The 15787-nt window shown below is 59.5% G+C and carries 20 protein-coding genes; 11 read left to right on the top strand and 9 right to left on the bottom strand.

Annotation, left to right across the window (positions count from 1 at the left end):
• Positions 1–112: 112 nt before the first annotated feature.
• The 5 genes from BLV41_RS06985 (at position 113) to BLV41_RS06965 (ending at position 5254) form a co-directional block, all read left to right on the top strand.
• Positions 113–658 (top strand): GNAT family N-acetyltransferase, encoded by a 546-nt coding sequence (locus tag BLV41_RS06985; protein WP_074711151.1) that lies wholly within the window; start codon positions 113–115, stop codon positions 656–658.
• 40 nt (positions 659–698) lie between these two features.
• Positions 699–1430, top strand: a complete 732-nt coding sequence (locus BLV41_RS06980; RefSeq protein WP_074713159.1) for a phosphotransferase — start codon at positions 699–701, stop codon at positions 1428–1430.
• Positions 1423–1914 carry a GNAT family N-acetyltransferase gene (locus BLV41_RS06975; protein ID WP_083360633.1) on the top strand — a complete coding sequence of 164 codons (492 nt, stop codon included), beginning with the start codon at positions 1423–1425 and terminating at the stop codon, positions 1912–1914. The genes BLV41_RS06980 and BLV41_RS06975 overlap by 8 nt, the downstream gene beginning before the upstream one ends.
• Positions 1915–2050: 136 nt before the next feature.
• Positions 2051–4441, top strand: coding sequence for an ATP-binding cassette domain-containing protein (locus tag BLV41_RS06970; protein WP_074711149.1), 2391 nt, complete (start codon positions 2051–2053; stop codon positions 4439–4441).
• A 135-nt stretch (positions 4442–4576) separates the two neighbouring features.
• Positions 4577–5254, top strand: coding sequence for an alpha/beta fold hydrolase (locus BLV41_RS06965; protein WP_244516996.1), 678 nt, complete (start codon positions 4577–4579; stop codon positions 5252–5254).
• A 447-nt stretch (positions 5255–5701) separates the two neighbouring features.
• Here BLV41_RS06965 and BLV41_RS06960 read toward each other — a convergent pair whose 3' ends face one another.
• Positions 5702–6037 carry a hypothetical protein gene (locus BLV41_RS06960; RefSeq protein ID WP_139244240.1) on the bottom strand — a complete coding sequence of 112 codons (336 nt, stop codon included), beginning with the start codon at positions 6035–6037 and terminating at the stop codon, positions 5702–5704.
• A 132-nt stretch (positions 6038–6169) separates the two neighbouring features.
• Between BLV41_RS06960 and BLV41_RS06955 the strand changes: the two genes are divergently transcribed.
• The 3 genes from BLV41_RS06955 (at position 6170) to BLV41_RS06945 (ending at position 7854) form a co-directional block, all read left to right on the top strand.
• Positions 6170–6736, top strand: a complete 567-nt coding sequence (locus BLV41_RS06955; protein ID WP_074711147.1) for a GNAT family N-acetyltransferase — start codon at positions 6170–6172, stop codon at positions 6734–6736.
• Positions 6737–6746: 10 nt separating this feature from the next.
• Complete coding sequence (locus BLV41_RS06950; protein WP_074711146.1) at positions 6747–7121, top strand: VOC family protein; 375 nt, start codon at positions 6747–6749, stop codon at positions 7119–7121.
• Positions 7122–7188: 67 nt separating this feature from the next.
• On the top strand, positions 7189–7854 hold the full coding sequence (locus BLV41_RS06945) for a maleylpyruvate isomerase family mycothiol-dependent enzyme (RefSeq protein WP_074711145.1): 666 nt from the start codon (positions 7189–7191) through the stop codon (positions 7852–7854).
• Between the two features lie 16 nt (positions 7855–7870).
• On the opposite strand, the gene BLV41_RS06940 is transcribed toward BLV41_RS06945, so the two are convergent.
• The 3 genes from BLV41_RS06940 to BLV41_RS06935 form a co-directional block, all read right to left on the bottom strand.
• Positions 7871–8152, bottom strand: coding sequence for a hypothetical protein (locus tag BLV41_RS06940; protein WP_074711144.1), 282 nt, complete (start codon positions 8150–8152; stop codon positions 7871–7873).
• Between the two features lie 346 nt (positions 8153–8498).
• Positions 8499–8648, bottom strand: coding sequence for a hypothetical protein (locus BLV41_RS22035; RefSeq protein WP_170835435.1), 150 nt, complete (start codon positions 8646–8648; stop codon positions 8499–8501).
• A 297-nt stretch (positions 8649–8945) separates the two neighbouring features.
• Complete coding sequence (locus BLV41_RS06935; protein ID WP_139244239.1) at positions 8946–9425, bottom strand: anthrone oxygenase family protein; 480 nt, start codon at positions 9423–9425, stop codon at positions 8946–8948.
• Between the two features lie 80 nt (positions 9426–9505).
• Here BLV41_RS06935 and BLV41_RS22760 point away from each other — a divergent pair, with 80 nt between their 5' ends.
• Both BLV41_RS22760 and BLV41_RS06925 read left to right on the top strand, forming a co-directional pair.
• Positions 9506–10447 (top strand): AraC family transcriptional regulator, encoded by a 942-nt coding sequence (locus tag BLV41_RS22760; RefSeq protein ID WP_074711143.1) that lies wholly within the window; start codon positions 9506–9508, stop codon positions 10445–10447.
• Between the two features lie 56 nt (positions 10448–10503).
• A complete protein-coding gene (locus tag BLV41_RS06925) occupies positions 10504–10812 on the top strand; it encodes an antibiotic biosynthesis monooxygenase family protein (protein ID WP_074711142.1) in 309 nt (102 codons plus the stop codon).
• Positions 10813–10845: 33 nt separating this feature from the next.
• On the opposite strand, the gene BLV41_RS06920 is transcribed toward BLV41_RS06925, so the two are convergent.
• From BLV41_RS06920 to BLV41_RS06900, 5 genes are all read right to left on the bottom strand, one after another.
• Positions 10846–11400 (bottom strand): isochorismatase family protein, encoded by a 555-nt coding sequence (locus tag BLV41_RS06920; RefSeq protein ID WP_074711141.1) that lies wholly within the window; start codon positions 11398–11400, stop codon positions 10846–10848.
• 108 nt (positions 11401–11508) lie between these two features.
• Complete coding sequence (locus BLV41_RS06915) at positions 11509–12705, bottom strand: metallophosphoesterase family protein (RefSeq protein WP_074711140.1); 1197 nt, start codon at positions 12703–12705, stop codon at positions 11509–11511.
• A 161-nt stretch (positions 12706–12866) separates the two neighbouring features.
• Positions 12867–13274: a GntR family transcriptional regulator gene (locus BLV41_RS06910; protein WP_074711139.1), complete on the bottom strand. Its 408-nt coding sequence runs from the start codon at positions 13272–13274 to the stop codon at positions 12867–12869.
• A 2-nt stretch (positions 13275–13276) separates the two neighbouring features.
• Positions 13277–14209, bottom strand: a complete 933-nt coding sequence (locus tag BLV41_RS06905; protein ID WP_074711138.1) for a hypothetical protein — start codon at positions 14207–14209, stop codon at positions 13277–13279.
• Positions 14210–14300: 91 nt separating this feature from the next.
• The gene (locus BLV41_RS06900; protein ID WP_074711137.1) at positions 14301–14879 is read right to left on the bottom strand and encodes a helix-turn-helix domain-containing protein; all 579 of its coding nucleotides are present in this window, start codon (positions 14877–14879) and stop codon (positions 14301–14303) included.
• Positions 14880–14926: 47 nt separating this feature from the next.
• On the opposite strand from BLV41_RS06900, the gene BLV41_RS06895 reads away from it, so the two are divergent.
• On the top strand, positions 14927–15775 hold the full coding sequence (locus tag BLV41_RS06895; RefSeq protein WP_074711136.1) for a class I SAM-dependent methyltransferase: 849 nt from the start codon (positions 14927–14929) through the stop codon (positions 15773–15775).
• The last annotated feature ends 12 nt before the right edge of the window (positions 15776–15787 follow it).

Below are 15787 nucleotides of genomic sequence, written 5' to 3'. Positions count from 1 at the left end.
AGCTGTCCCTACCATTGTGCCAAGTAATCCCTGCTGGCATCTCGTCACAGGAGCTTGGGACGATGCCGACTCCCTAAAAGTGCGAAATCGAGTGACCGTGCATAATGGTCGCATGACCTCTGTAATTAATACCGAACGCCTAGCCCTGCGTCCTTGGGAAGATTCCGACGTCGATTTTGTCTACGATCTGTACTCCCGGTGGGTGGTGCAACGCTTCATCGGCACCGAGCCCGCTGTTATGGAAAGCCGTGCAGAAGCCGAGGAGAGAGTGCGCCGATTCCAGGACCTCGACCACCCCGTGCACGGTATTTGGGCCGTGACGCGCAAGGAGGACGGCCTGCCCGTGGGGACGCTGCTGCTCAAACCGATTCCGGCGTCGGGTGAAGAGCCGTTGCAACCTTCCGATGATGTGGAGATTGGATGGCACTTCCATCCCGACCACTGGGGCAATGGCTTTGCTGCTGAGGCAGCCGCCGCTGTCCTGGAGCACGCCTTTGCCTCAGGCATTGAGCAGGTTGTGGCGGTGACCAACCCCGCAAACGAGGCTTCGCAGAGCGTGTGCCGCCGGATCGGCATGGAACACCTGGGACAGTCCAAGAAGTACTACAACGCCAAGTGTGAGTTGTTCCTTGTGAAAAACCCGTCACTGGAGCCCTAATCCAGGCCTTTGTTCGGGCAAGGTCATGACAGGAGGCTCCGTGGACGGTCCCATGCCAGGCGGCAATATGAACGCGGTTGAACGAGATGCCGAAACGGTGCTGCGCAATGCAGGACCGTGGACGCCTACGGTTCACCGATATCTGCAGTATTTGGACCGGGCCGGGATCGACTGGATTCCACAGCCCTTGGGGATTGAGGGACACCGGGAACGATTGACGTTTGTCGCAGGAGAGGTGCCCCTCTATCCTCTCCCCGAGTGGGTGTGGAATGAGGTTGTCCTTGTTGACGGGGCCAGGCAACTGCGCCGACTCCATGACGCCAGCGCAGGTTTTAGTCTCGATGCCGCACTGTGGCAGTCACCGTCCAAGATCCCTGCCGAAGTCATCTGCCACAACGACTATGCGCCTCACAACTTAGCCTTCGAGGGCGGACGCATGGTGGGGGCCATCGACTTTGATATGTGTTCACCCGGGCCACGGCTTTGGGACATCGCCTACTTCGCCACCCGCGCCGTACCTCTCACGCGGGATACGCCCGCCGGTGCTCCTGACATGGATCAGGCCCGTGCCCGGGTGCAGATCATCCTCGACGCCTACGGTTCACAGCACGGTTGGTTCGATGTTCTGCGAGTGGCGGTCATCCGGCTTTTTGACCTGGCTGAACTATCTCGCGAGAAGGCCGCGGAGTTGGGCAAACCCGGGCTGAACGACGACGCGGAGATGTATGTGCGCGACGCCGCGTACCTCACCGAAGTGCTTGGCCATGGCTGATCCAGGCCCTGGTGAAAGAGCAGCTGTTCGCCCAGCTGCGATGGAGGATGTTCCACAAATCCTGGATATCAATGCTCTGGCGGGCCGGTCCGGCAGCACCGTGGAGTCCATGCGCCGCGCCATCTCGGATGAGGGCAGGCTGGTACTTGTCGCAACGTCAGGTGAGGCCGTTATTGCCTGGGCAAAGACACACTTTTGGGATCACGCGGACAGACCGGCTCCGGCCGGCCAGTATCTCGGGGGCATCACGGTCAACCCCCTGTGGCGCAGGCAGGGGGTGGCAACGGAATTGACCCAGGCCCGGCTCGACTGGATCAGGAAGCGCTCCAGCTGCGCGTGGTACGTGGTGAATGCAGCCAATCAGGCGTCCATCCTTTTGCACCACCAGTGGAGTTTCACGGAAGTGACACGGGCTGCCGAATTTCACGGAACCACATTTGCTGGCGGATGCGGGATTCTCATGCGAGCAGAATTCAAGAAGTAACTGATGTGCTTCGACGCCTATTATTGAACGCAATAACTGCCGCGAAGGTGTCACGCCTTGGGGATACAGTTGACGTTGGCTGCCGCTACAGCTGCTTGGCCAACCAGGTGATGATGCCCTACAGAATTGAGAGACCATGACCACGGACACCGGAACTGAAAACCATGTGACAGCGCTTCACGCCGCTGACAGGCATGACCTAATTCGGGTTCAGGGAGCGCGCGTAAACAACCTCAAGGACATCAGTGTTGAGATTCCCAAACGCCGCCTGACGGTTTTCACCGGAGTTTCCGGCTCGGGCAAGAGCTCGTTGGTGTTCGGCACCATCGCCGCCGAATCGCAGCGGATGATCAACGAAACCTATAGCGCGTTCGTGCAGGGCTTCATGCCAACCCTGGCCCGGCCCGACGTCGACGTGCTGGAAGGCCTGACCACAGCCATCTTGGTGGATCAGGAGCGCATGGGTGCCAACCCGCGCTCCACCGTTGGCACGGTCACGGATGCCAACGCCATGCTGCGCATCGTCTTTAGCCGCCTCGCGCAGCCGCACATTGGATCCCCACAGGCCTACTCCTTCAACGTGGCCTCGGTTTCCGGCGCAGGCGCCATCACGATTGAAAAGGCGGGGGAGAAGGTCAAGGAGCGCCGCAGCTTCTCCATCACCGGTGGCATGTGCCCCCGCTGCGAGGGTATGGGCAAGGTCAACGACTTCAATTTAGAGGCGTTGTTCGACGCCGAGAAGTCACTTTCCGAAGGCGCCCTCACCGTGCCCGGCTACAGCATGGACGGCTGGTACGGGCGCATCTTCGGCGGGACCGGCTTCTTCGACATGGACAAGAAGCTGGGTAAGTTCACGAAGAAGGAACTGCACGATCTTTTGTACCGGGAGCCCACCAAGGTCAAGGTCGAGGGCATCAACCTCACCTATGAGGGCATCATCCCCAAGATGCAGAAGTCCATGCTGGCCAAGGACGTGGACGCAATGCAGCCGCACATTCGCGCCTTCGTTGAACGCGCCGTCGTCTTCACCACCTGCCCGGAGTGTGCAGGTACACGCCTTGCAGAACATGCACGAAACTCCAGGATTGAGGGCGTCAGCATCTCGGATGCATGCGCCATGCAGATCAGTGACTTGGCGGCATGGGTGAGGTCCCTGCACGAGCCGTCAGTGGCGCCGTTGTTGGAGGCGCTGGGGGAGACCCTGGACTCGTTCGTTGACATTGGCCTGGGCTACCTGTCGCTGGAGCGGCCGTCAGGAACGCTCTCCGGTGGTGAGGCTCAGCGGACCAAGATGATCCGCCACCTGGGCTCCTCTCTTACCGACATCACATACGTCTTCGATGAGCCGACGATTGGCCTGCATCCGCACGATATTGCACGGATGAACAAGCTTCTGTTGCAGCTGCGTGACAAGGGAAACACCGTGTTGGTTGTGGAGCACAAACCAGAGGCCATTGCCATCGCGGACCATGTGATCGACCTTGGCCCTCGCGCGGGAACGCTTGGTGGACAAGTGGTGTTCGAGGGCACGGTGGCAGGGCTACGCGCCAGCGACACCCTCACCGGCAAGCACCTCGACGACCGGATTTCGCTCAAGACGACGCCGCGAAAGGGCTCTGGGGTGCTAGAGGTTCGCGGGGCAACCGAGAACAACCTCAAGAATGTTGACGTCGACATTCCCCTCGGTGTCCTTACAGTGGTTACGGGTGTTGCTGGCTCGGGCAAGAGTTCACTGATCCACGGCTCGGTGTCTGGCCGCGAAGGCGTAGTCACGGTGGATCAAGGCGCCATTCGTGGTTCTCGGCGCAGCAATCCCGCAACGTACACGGGTTTGCTGGAGCCTATTCGGAAGGCCTTCGCAAAGGTGAACGGCGTCAAGCCTGCCCTGTTCAGTGCCAACTCAGAGGGGGCCTGCCCCACATGCAATGGTGCCGGCGTTATTTACACGGATCTGGGCATGATGGCTGGTGTCTCCACTGTCTGCGAGGAATGCGAGGGTCGGCGTTTCCAGGCCGCCGTCCTCGAATACCACCTTGGCGGGAAGAACATCAGCGAGGTGCTGACCATGTCCGTGGACCACGCTGAGGAGTTCTTCCGCGATGGGGAGGCCAAGTTGCCTGCCGCGCACAAGATCCTCAGCCGCCTGTCCGACGTCGGACTCGGGTATTTAACGCTGGGCCAGCCGCTGACAACCCTGTCAGGCGGTGAGCGCCAGCGCATCAAACTGGCCACACACCTGGGGGAGAAGGGCGGCATCTACGTTCTGGACGAGCCCACCACGGGCCTGCACCTGGCTGATGTGGAGAAGCTGCTGGGGTTGCTGGACCGGCTCGTGGAATCGGGGAAGTCTGTCATCGTGATCGAACATCACCAGGCCGTCATGGCGCATGCCGATTGGATCATCGACATTGGCCCCGGTGCCGGGCACGACGGCGGAACCGTGGTCTTCGAGGGAACGCCGACCGAGCTGGTGGCTTCCCAGGAAACACTGACGGGCCAGCACCTTGCTGCCTACGTGGGTGCCTAGCGAATTGTTCGAACATTAATTCGATTAATTCGGGGGAGTCAGCCCCAGGCGATGTCACTTTTCAGTGGTCCTTGATCACCCGGGACGGGACTGATCTGGCATTTGTGGTTTGTGGTTTGTGGTGCTGGTCCAGTGATGGTAATTCTGCACGGATTGGCGGGGGAGTCGGGGGAGTTTGCGCCCACCATGGCCGCCTTGGCGCAGCAGTATCGCGTGGTGGCGGTGGACCAGCGGGGTCACGGGCGCAGCACACGTGGGCCGTTGGATGTTTCCAGGGATGCGTTTGTGCAGGATGTTGTTGCGCTCATTGCTTACGTCAGCCCGGGTGCGCCGGTTCATCTTGCAGGGCAATCCATGGGGGCTCACGCGGCCATGTTGGTTGCTGCGGCGCGCCCGGATCTGATCGATTCGCTGGTGTTGCTTGAGAGTGATGCCGGGTCAGGTTCGCTGGAGGACGCCGCGAACCTCGGGGCGTTTTTCGCCAGTTGGCCCGTGCCATTTGCCGATGCGGCTGCCGCGTTGGCGTTTCTGGGAGATTCACCAGTGGCGTCCGCCTGGGTGAAATCCATGCAGATGCGTGGCAACGGACTTTGGCCCCGATTTGATGCGGACGTCATGGAACGCTGTATCCGTTACGTCATGCAGCCCCGCTGGGATGAATGGATTTCCGTGCAGTCCAGGGCGCTGGTGGTGTACGCCGACGGTGGAATGTTCACCGAGGCGCAGAAGCAGGAATTCGCCAAGTCGGAGGCCTGGAACTATTCGCGTCGATCTGCAGAACGCCAGCCACGACGCCCATCTGGACCAATTTGAGGCGTGGATGAATGCTCTGCGGGGTTTTCTGAATGTGACCCAAAAGGTGCCGCCAGTCCCCTAAAGTCAACCCTTTCTGTTGCGCCGATAATCTACATTATGTCAAGTAAAGTGAATCCGGGTCCGGAAGGGGCTGGTGCATGGCCCCCAATTGGCAGCATTGTTTCCGCATCCTGGTTGTTGTCGGGAACGCACCATCTTAGTGATGTGCCAGCCACAGTCGACCTAAATCTAGCCTTGCAGGATTGTCTTGGCACGCTCACCAGCCCTCGGTCGTTGAATTAGTTCGGCGTGCTTTCCGTCAGGGCCATTGTTTGGCCAAGCTGGGCATCACTGAATGATCCACACCTGGGAAGGTTCCGTGCCCACTAATCTCTCCGTTGCCCAATTCATGTAGGCCGTATCAACTTTCACTTGACCAGGTCGGGTCCAGAAATCACTGCAGGTCTACGCCACTCCCCCGGCCTCTGCTGCCGATTTAATGGTCATCATCTCCGCGTGCATTCGAATCTCGATGTCAGCAGCCGGATGATCGTTCGGATCCATACCAAACAGCCAGGTCAATCCCTTCAACCCGCGGGAATCGAGACTGACAAGGGCGATCGCCATGATCGTGTCTACTGACGCCGTTTCTTTGGCCCACTTCTGAACCTCACTGAACGTGGCGCCGGAAACGTCGAAGGTGGTGATTGATCTTTCGATTCCCTGTGCGAAATAGACCCGGAAAACGGAATCGTGCTGCTCCCATGTACTATCTAGCTCGTCTGCTTCCGTAATATTCATAGTCAACATCATCGCAGGCCTCGACGAACCCCTGACGTCCGTCCAACAGGAACCCTGATGAACGTCATCAGGATAATGTCCTTACGGTGAAGGCTGGTCAACGGATCTTTAGTGAGAATGGACAGGTGGACAATGGTTCCCTCAGTGCGCGACAGCTCGGAGACGAGCCTTCAATTCCGGGACTTTACCCGTGCTGACATTGCGGCAGTTCACGAGTACGCCTCGGATCCATTGGTCACTCGCTGGTCAACATGGGGTCCCAACACACTGGAACAAACAGCTCCCTTCGTTGAGGCAGCGGCGGAGGTCATCGGAGAAATCCGAACTGGATATTCACTCGCAGCCGTCCTGAACGACAACGTGATCGGGTCACTTGCCGTATGGACCAAGGATTTCTCAAATCGAAACGGCGAGCTTGGCTATACCTTTCACCGAGCCCATTGGGGAAAGGGCTACGCCACTGAATCCGTCGGCGAACTTTTGAGACTGGGCTTCAACACGCTCAAGCTCGAACGCATCGGTGCCATATGCCATCCGGACAACATGGGCTCAATCAGGGTTCTGGAAAAGAACGGATTCACCTTCGAAGGCCGGCTTCGATCCCATCGCGCCGTCCGGGGAACCCGGCGTGACTCCATGCTATTTTCGATTCTGCGCGAGGAATACGCCCATCGAGGCAATGTCAGAGGCGCCAGTTAGAATCGCAACCATGACAAACTCCCCAATCACCCTTGGCGCCATCAATATGGAAGCGGCCGATCCAATTGGCCTCGCGGACTTTTGGGCGGCCGTCACCGGAGCCACAATGAATGTAAATGGCGACAGCGTTTACCTGGCCCCGAATGGTCCAATCGGATTCGGAATGTTCTTCCAGGCTGAATCGGGTCCCCGGGCCGCGCACCAGGCAGCTCACATGGACCTGACAGTCAGTTGGGGAACTCGGGAAGCCGAAGTAGAGCGAATCATCGGCCTGGGTGCAACATATAAATGGGATGTCTTGGAGGAGTTTGCGCACGTAAAATGGACCACCTTGGCTGATCCCGAAGGGAATCTGTTCTGCGTAGCGGAACATCCCCCGGTCTAACATGCAAACGATCCAATTACTTTGCGTGCTGTCGAGTTCCAAGTACTAGTGAAACGCGGAAACGCCAATGCCAGCGATTAAGTCAGCCAAACAGCTCTGGGCTGCCGCCCACGTAGAACGTGCTGCTCTCGCTGCCGACCTTGCACTCATCGACGATGAGCAGTGGTCGTGCCCGTCCCTCTGCGAGCAGTGGAACGTCGAACAAGTCCTGGCACATCTCACGGCCGCCGCAAGCATCGGTCCCATCCGTTGGCTCGGCAGTGTATTCGGCGCCAAGTTCAATTTTGACCTGCACAATGATAGACGCCTCATGGAACACCTTGGCCCCACGCCCGCGGACACCCTCAGGCGCTTTGGCGACGTCGTGACGAGCACAACCTCTCCCCTCGGTCCAGCCGTCGCGTGGTTGGGCGAGGTGGTTGTGCACAGTGGGGATATCCGCCGCCCCTTGGGGCTAGTCCGCGCAATTCCGCTGGATGTGGCCACAACGGTTGCTAATTTCTACGCCGAAAAGGGTTTCACGGTTGATAGCAAAGCGGCCATCCACGGGCTGAGACTCGAAGCAACGGACGGTCCGTTTGAGACAGGTACCGGGCCCCTTGCTACGGGAACCACCATTGCCTTGACTATGGCAATGGCTGGCCGCGGCGCATATTGCCAAGAACTTTCCGGCCCGGGCGTCCCGCTACTGCTTCAGCGCTGCTCGGCATCAAGCCAAGGTGAGGCAACATGATTCGCGAAGTCATGACTTAGTCCTCAGCCCTCGAGTCAATTGGCGCTCCTAGCGGCCAGCCCTCATGCCGCCGAAACAGTTCGGGCTGGACGCTCAACGTTCTGAGCTGGTCATCGACAATGACCAAGGTGTCTGCCTGATCCTCAAGGACTGCCACCGCGGGTGCCGTGTGAACTCCCTCGGTGATCTTGCATCGCTTGCCGTGCCCCGGCTGCAATCCGCCGATGCGGATGCTGCGCTGGTCAACAATCAACGAAGAAATCCACGACTGCGGCGCGGTAGGTTCCCATGTATCCACACGGCTTCCTTGGCGATCCGCCCGACGCGGCTCTTGAAGACCCGCTTGCGGCCCTGCTCCTATACGTGGTCATCGGCCTTTTTGGCACTGTCCAGACCAGCAGAGGCGGGGACAAGGTTCAGGTGCACACTGTTGATGGCCCTTCTGATGGCGGATCGCAGCCGCGCAGCCGACATGCCTTCACCGGCGGAGAGGCCCTGAGTCGGCGGTCGCGCTCAAGCCGGGGAGTCAAAGTCCGGCGAGGCTCGGCCAGTGCATCTGCAATCCATGAATCCGGAATCAACCCCAGTGACTTGCCAGCCTCGGCCAACAACTCGTGCCGTGCAGGTCCCTTAATGACCGATTCTTAGGACACCACCACATAGGCCGCCTCGCCAGCTCCGCACAATGCCAATCGCATTCCCTCCTTGTTGCCGATGGAAGCGCCGGCAATGGTGGACAGCTGACGACAGAGCAATTCGGCTGCGATGATGCCCGACGCTGATCGGGGCACCACTGCGGAGAACAGAACACGGCTGTTCGTGGTGGGCGATATACCCAGCGAATCATCAAATAGCGATGAGGCGCCCTTGTTGACGCTTGCTGGAAGGCAAGGTCCAAAAGGCCGATGCCAAACGAAACGCCGATGACTGGCTGCCTTCCGGCCCCATCAACCAACTGCCAATTCTGGCCAGTCCAAACCGGCATGCCACTCCCCAAAACGTCAAACTATTTCTTGCTCCGTGAACAAGGCCAAGAATCAATGCCATCGGGTTTGGGTGCTTCACCTAAGTCGCCATGAGGGGGTCAAAGGTCAGGCAAGACTGAGGGCCAGAACCCCTGTCGCTGCAACGGCGGCGATTCCGCGAACAAAGTTGGCCGTTGACCATGGGCCGTCAAAGCGCTTCCACGTCTCCTGTGAGTCAGCGGCGCTGGAACCCATGGCGGCGAGGGCATTGTTCAAGGGAACATTGCGCAAGATGGTGATGCCAAATGAGGTCAGGGCAAGCACGGCACCTGAAATCCTGGCTACAGACGGGAAATTCAACGTGCCCGGAGCAAGTTCCATAATGGCCAGCACGGCCGAGGCCGCTGCACCGCCAAAGAAGACAATCATGAACGGAGGCCTGACGGCGCTGACGTTGATGCGTTGCATGGTGGCAATGGCGTGCTTCGACGGCAGGGTTCGCAGGGCTGGCATAACGATCGCTGAGAAAGCCAGATAGACCCCTCCGGCAAGCCCCGTGAAGACAAGGGATGTTGTGGTGATTGCTGCGATCGCTGTGGGTGTCATAACTCAAGTGAACACCGAATGCCCAGAGATTTGAATATGCAAAATCGCATACTTCATGCGCATTCGTCTAGATTGGATGCATGGATCCTCTCACGCACCTGCTCGACGGACCGCGAGCCCGCCGTGCATTTACGCTCCGGGTTGTGATGTCCGGGAGCTGGTCAATCGATGTTCAGGACAAAGCCCCGCTGACCGTTGTCGCCATGATGACCGGGCATGCGTGGTTGACCGCAGACGGAAAAAACCACGAGCTGTCCCCCGGCGATGTGGCATTGGTCCGGGGCCCCAATCCATACTCACTCTCCGATGATCCATCAAGCTCCACGGATGTGATCATCCATCCCGGCCAGATATGCACCTCAGCCACGGGGAAAGATCCAGTCCTGGACATGAGCCATGGAATTCGCAGGTGGGGCAACGCAGCCAACGGCGAGAACACCATGCTTGTCGGCACGTACGAATCAGATGCCGAGGTCACGGCCGCGGTTACCCAAGGTCTACCACGCGTGGCGGTTGTTCCTGCCGAACACGTTTCGGTGGATCTGGTGATGCTGCTGGAACACGAGATCACCACCGATGCACCCGGTCATGGCAGCGCCGCAGACAGGTTGCTCGATGTCCTCCTGGTTCACACTGTCAGGGCGTGGGCGCAACTCCACCCGGACACGAGGCGGGGTTGGCTGGCCGGAAGTGCAGACCCGGTATCCTCCGGCGCACTGGAACTCTTTCATTCGCGCCCGGAGACTGGTTGGACCCTTGCCTCTGTGGCCCAGAGCCTGAACATCTCACGCGCAACACTGGCCAGCAGATTCCGGTCCGCTGTTGGAGAGCCACCCATAAGCTACCTGACGAATTGGCGAATGCTGCTGGCCAGTGAGATGCTCGCAGACCCAAAGGTGACAACCGCAACGATTGCCACGGCCGTTGGATACGCCAGCCCGTTTGCGTTCAGCACGGCATTCAAGCGCCGGTATGGCATTAGCCCAACCGAGTGCCGAGACCGCAACTATCGTGCGAACTGAGTCCACATAACGGGCGAAATTCTCTCTCCAAGGACGCCTTTTGGCAGGATGGAGCCATGATCACCGAACACGCGATCCTGTCGGTTATTTCCGGCCGGGAGTCCGAATTTGAGGCTGCCTTTGAACATGCGCGCCACATTATTTCCGCCATGCCCGGATTCCGCAGCCTGACACTGTCCAGGTCCATGGAATCGCGGAACGAGTACCTGCTGTTGGTTGAATGGGAACGACTCGAAGACCACACCGTGGGCTTCCGGACTTCGGCCAGCTACCAACAGTGGAAAAGCCTGTTGCACGAGTTTTACGAGCCGTTCCCCGTGGTGGAACACTTTGAGCTCGTCAACTCCGCCTCCCCCGCCACCTGAGCCGAGGCGCCCAGGCGCGAGACGGTGTCGTATTTAATCCCCGAACCGCATATCCGCGGTCGCAACAACCGATGCCGTGCGGCCCGGAGCGTCCTGAAACTGCCAATAGAGGTTGGTGTGCGCGATGACCTCGGGAACGGCAGGGGCGCCCCACTGGGTCTTATCCGCCGCGGTGTGCGCGTCGCCAACCAGCGTGACATCGTAGCCGCGGGTGAAGGCGCCATGAATCGTGGAGCGGATGCACGCGTCAGTCTCGGCGCCGGCAACCACCAGCTTGCCAATGTTGCCCTCGGCGAGAACGTCCTCGAGATCTGTGCCTTCGAAGGAGTCACCAAAAGACTTGTGCACCAGCGGCTCCTGCTCCAGCCTTACCAGTTCGGGAACGTATTCCCACCCGGCGGAGCCTTTGGGGAGGTCCTCATCGGAGTGCTGGACCCAAATGATCTGCGTGTCTGACTTGCGGGCTTCGGCCACCAGGGTTTGAATGTTGGCCACCACGGGAGTGCGTTCATAGGCCTCGGCGACGACGTCGTTCTGGACATCGACTATCACCAGTGCGGTCTTTGGGCGGTTGGGAAGGGTCGTCATGGGTATCCTCACGTTCGGGTCTGCATCGTTGCCGTACAAGAGACTACGCCAGCAACTTGGAACGCGGAACACCCGCCGAAGAATCGGCGGGTGTTCCGGCTTTGAACACTACTTCTTGCCGGGCTTTGTAGCCGGGATGGGCTTGGGTGGGACGATCGACTGCCGGTTGGCGGTCAAATCGATTCCATAGTCCTTCGCAAAGACGACCCGGGTGTCCTTGTAGATCCCGGGGTGGTTTTCATCCAGCTCGAAGACCCGGGCACCACGCAGGCGGTTCCTTTCGGCGCCGCTCAAACCGTAGGCGCCGAATCCGGATCCTGGAGCGTAGCCAAGCTGTACACCGTAGTAGTTGCCAACGTAGCTGTTGACGTGGTCGTGGCCTACAAAGTAGCCCATGACGTCGCCGCGCTCCAGGAATGCGCTGAAGAGTCCTGAGTTGAAGGGGCCCGGGCATTCGTCCTCGTTGCGCTCACCGACAATCTTGTGCTTGGTGAGTCCACGGGCGTGATCCGCCGGCGTGCGGGAGTCGATGCTGGCAAACCACATGTTCCGATGCTCGTGGAGTGCAATATGGCCCCACATGAGTGAGGGAATCTTCTTTCCATATTTGGTCTCGGTGGCCTTTGAAAGATCCCGGTACCAGCTGACCTGGTCCATGCGTACCCAGTCCCAATCCGGGTAGCCGGAGAAGTCCTGTCCGTTGATGCTGTCCGGGGCATAGCGACCGGTATCGATGAGCCAGAGGCCAAAAGCCGGGTTCTTGGACTGAGCAGATTTTACGAGCAGTTGCGTGTTGGAGGTTCCCGTGACACCAGGAGTATTGTCCGCGTTGACGTTGAACGCGTAGCTCTGGAGGAACGCGAGCATCTTGGCCTCGGTCATTGTGGACCGGGCTGCGGAGTCCTCGTCATGGTTGCCGAACGTCACGGCCCACGGAATCTGACGGGTCTCCATGGGCAACACCACATGGTTGAGCGCCTGCTGAACTTCAAGCTCGGTGTCACAGCCACCATTGATGACATCACCGTTGATGACCACAAAATCAGGCTTTTCAGCATCGAGAGCCTTTTCCATCAGCTCAACAGTGCGGCGGTCGGTTTGCTCGTCGTCCTGGGTGTCGTTGAACTGGATCACCTTGAAGGTCCCGTCAGGGCGAAATGCCAGGCTCGGCTTGGGCGCCTTGACGCCAGGGGCCGCGTTGCCTGCAACCCCCGTGGCCATGGTGATGCCCAGCGCACCCAGGGTTCCTGCCGTGGCCAGGGCGGCCCGTCGGCTGAATTTCGCCTGGCTGATGTTCTCCGTCATAACTGCCTCTCATCGCCGTCACATCCCCCTTTCGGGACGCGATCCCCAGAGAGAATAGGGCCCCACATGGTCCGAGGTGACAACGTGGTTTGGCCGGCAGGGAAACAGCAGGTGAACGTGCCTGGTTCATGCATTGCCCGACGGCGGCGTTCGCAGGAGGGTCAGGAACCCGGCCTGGCTTTCTGGACCTCGACGCTGTCCTGGCGCACCGGCGCGCCGAGTTGCAAGGCGTCACCGATGAGTTTCATGGCATCTTCGGCGTCGAGTCCAAGCGTGCGGATTCGATGTGCATACTCTTCGGCAGCCTTCTGGGCCTGCAGCAGGACGGGACTATTGTGGGCGGAAACGAAAGTGCCGTGGCGGCCCCGGGATTCAACAGCTCCGTTGAGCTCCAATTCACGGTAAGCACGGGCAACTGTATTGGGCGCGAGAGCCAGATCAGCCGCCAACTTTCGGACCGTGGGCAATCTGGTTCCGGGGTCGAGGTCGCCGTGCTGAATGAGGTCCAGGACTTGGACTCGAATTTGCTCGAACGGCGGAACCGCAGAGCGGGGATCGACGAACAACACGCCTAGGCGCCTTGCTTTGAAGCGAGCCCGTAGGGCGTGAAATCGGGCCAGAGGCGATGGCGAAAGTAGCTATACGAATTTCCGTAGCTAAACATCATCACGACAACGGAATAACCCACCATCGCAAGCGGTTGACCCATTGCTACAAGCAACATTGGCTCTCGCCCATCCTGCAATCCCTCCAAAATGGCGATGACGATCGCCGAGGAAGCAAGCCAAGCGGTCAGCACTGCCAGCTGCGCCAGTTTGCGAATAGTGTCAGCCCGGACGGCGTCGTCCCATGCAAGTTCAAGGGCGTCAGCGACGGGTTGCGACTTCTCCAAGACCTTTTTGGCCGCCACCGCACATATCCCACAGACAATGATCGCGACCAGCAAAAACGGCAGGCTCATTCCCTTGAGGAAGCTGCCCATATTGATGACTCCGCTTTGGCCAAGTACCAGGCCACCGGCTGCGAGAAACAAGGCAATGAGCAACAAGAGTGGCGCGGTACGCAATCTCCAAGGACTGATGTAATCGCCAAGGGTAACTGCATGCGCGCGGGCCATGCGCGGGAGATTCGAGGGACTCCCAAAAAGGGTATCGCGCAGCGTTTGGACTACGTCAGACAACGTCAATCCAATGAAGATGGCCGGGAGTGCGACCAGCCAACTAAAGGTGAAGCTCACAACAGAGGCCTCTTGGAAGACGAGCAGGCTCGTGGCAACCAAAGCTCCTGCAATCCCGCCGACCAGCGCAGCCATGGAGCTTCGATGTAGCCTGCTTCGGAGAGAATCGTGAATCTGTTCTGTTCCCATGGGCAGCCCAACTCGTTGCCAAAATTGGAACACCCGCTTCTCCTGAAGCCGGCTTGTTTGCTCGAGAATGATCCGCACGAGGACGAGAAACGTGACGACGCAGATAAAGATCCAGTTAAACGTGGAATCCAGTGCCATGACGCTCCTTTGATCGGCCTTTGTATCAATGTATCATTACAATGTTTTGGGAACACGGCGCCCTTGGAATTGTCACCCTGGGTCAACGTGCTTAACCCTCGCTTGCCGCCGCCCCGTGCAGGTGGGCTTGTTCGCCGTCGTGGTTGAGGATGCTGAGGATCTCCGCGGGACCTTGATGGGCGCAGATGGCGTGCGGGACCATGGTGGAGAATTCGGCCACCTCGCCGGGATGCACCAGAATGGTCCGCTCCCCCAGTTCCAACCGGACGATCCCGGAAAGCACCGTGAACCAGTCCCGGCCGGGGTGGACGCCGCGTTCATCCGGTCTTTCAGGGGTGATGCGCAACTTGGCAACCGTCTTTCCGTGGATGCCGTCGTCACTAGCGAGAATCCATGTTGTCAGCCCCTGCGAGTGGCCAGGGCGCGGCCGGATGACAACCTCTCCCTCTCCCCCGGATTCCACGAGAGCATCAAGGGTCGTTTCAAAAGCTCGCGCGATCGGCAGTAGTTGATCCAGCGCAATCCTGCGGTGACCGGTTTCGATCCTGCTCAATGTTGATGGGCTCAGTTGGCAACGGGCCGCAAGGTTGTCCAATGACCAGCCCCGCGCAAGGCGCAGTCCGCGGATGCGTTGTCGGATAATGGCGTCCAGATCTGCTTCTTGCGTCATACGCAAAAGTTTATGCGCCAAACGCACAGGAGCGCTAGCGTGGAAACATGAGCGAACATTCACACCATCACGGACACAGCAATAACCACGCGCACACTACTGACGCGGAACTGGCCGAAATTCTAGACCTCGACGCCCTCATTCTCGGGTCTTACCTGGAGGCTGCTACTGATTGGGCCGCAGAATTGGCTCCAGACTCGTCCAGCATTATTGACGTTGGGGCGGGTTCGGGTGCCGGTACCCTAGCCCTGGCGCGCCGCTTCCCTCAGGCGAGCGTCACGGCACTGGACAGGTCTGCGGGCATGCTGGCGAAGACCCTTGACGCCGCACGGGACTTCGGCGTTGCTGGGCGCGTGGACACGATCGAAGTGGACCTCAACGTGGCATGGCCTGCGAGCGCCTCGGCAGATCTCATGTGGGCGTCTTCGTCTCTCCATGAGTTGGCCGACCCGGAGCGCACCATGGCGGAGATGTTCGCCGCCCTGAATCCCGGAGGCGTGCTGATTGTCATTGAGATGGACGGCCTGCCCAGCTTTTTGCCCGAATCGATGCCCGAGGGATCCGCCGTCGCCCCTGGCGTTGAAGGTCGCTTGCATGCCGCCTTGGCAGGTAGTGGCTGGAACCAGTACCCGGAGTGGACGTCAGGGCTGGAACGTGCCGGATTCGCCGTCGAGCGGCGCCACTTCCCAACTCTGGGTAGTTCGACGCCGGAACTTGCCTCCCGCTATGCCCGCTCCTTCCTGGGGCGGATGGCTTCCGCGCTGGAAGGAACGGTGTCCCCTGCTGATCTGGCCTCCCTGGAAGTTTTGTTGGGTGCTGGTCCCGAGTCCGTGGAGCGTCGTCGGGACATTGTGGTGCGCGGGCATCGGACGGCGTGGGCGGCCCGCAAGCCCTAACCTCCTTCACCC

This window comes from Arthrobacter alpinus (genome assembly GCF_900105965.1).
Taxonomy (GTDB): Bacteria; Actinomycetota; Actinomycetes; order Actinomycetales; family Micrococcaceae; genus Specibacter; species Specibacter alpinus.
This window is presented reverse-complemented; position numbering and strand designations above follow the sequence as displayed.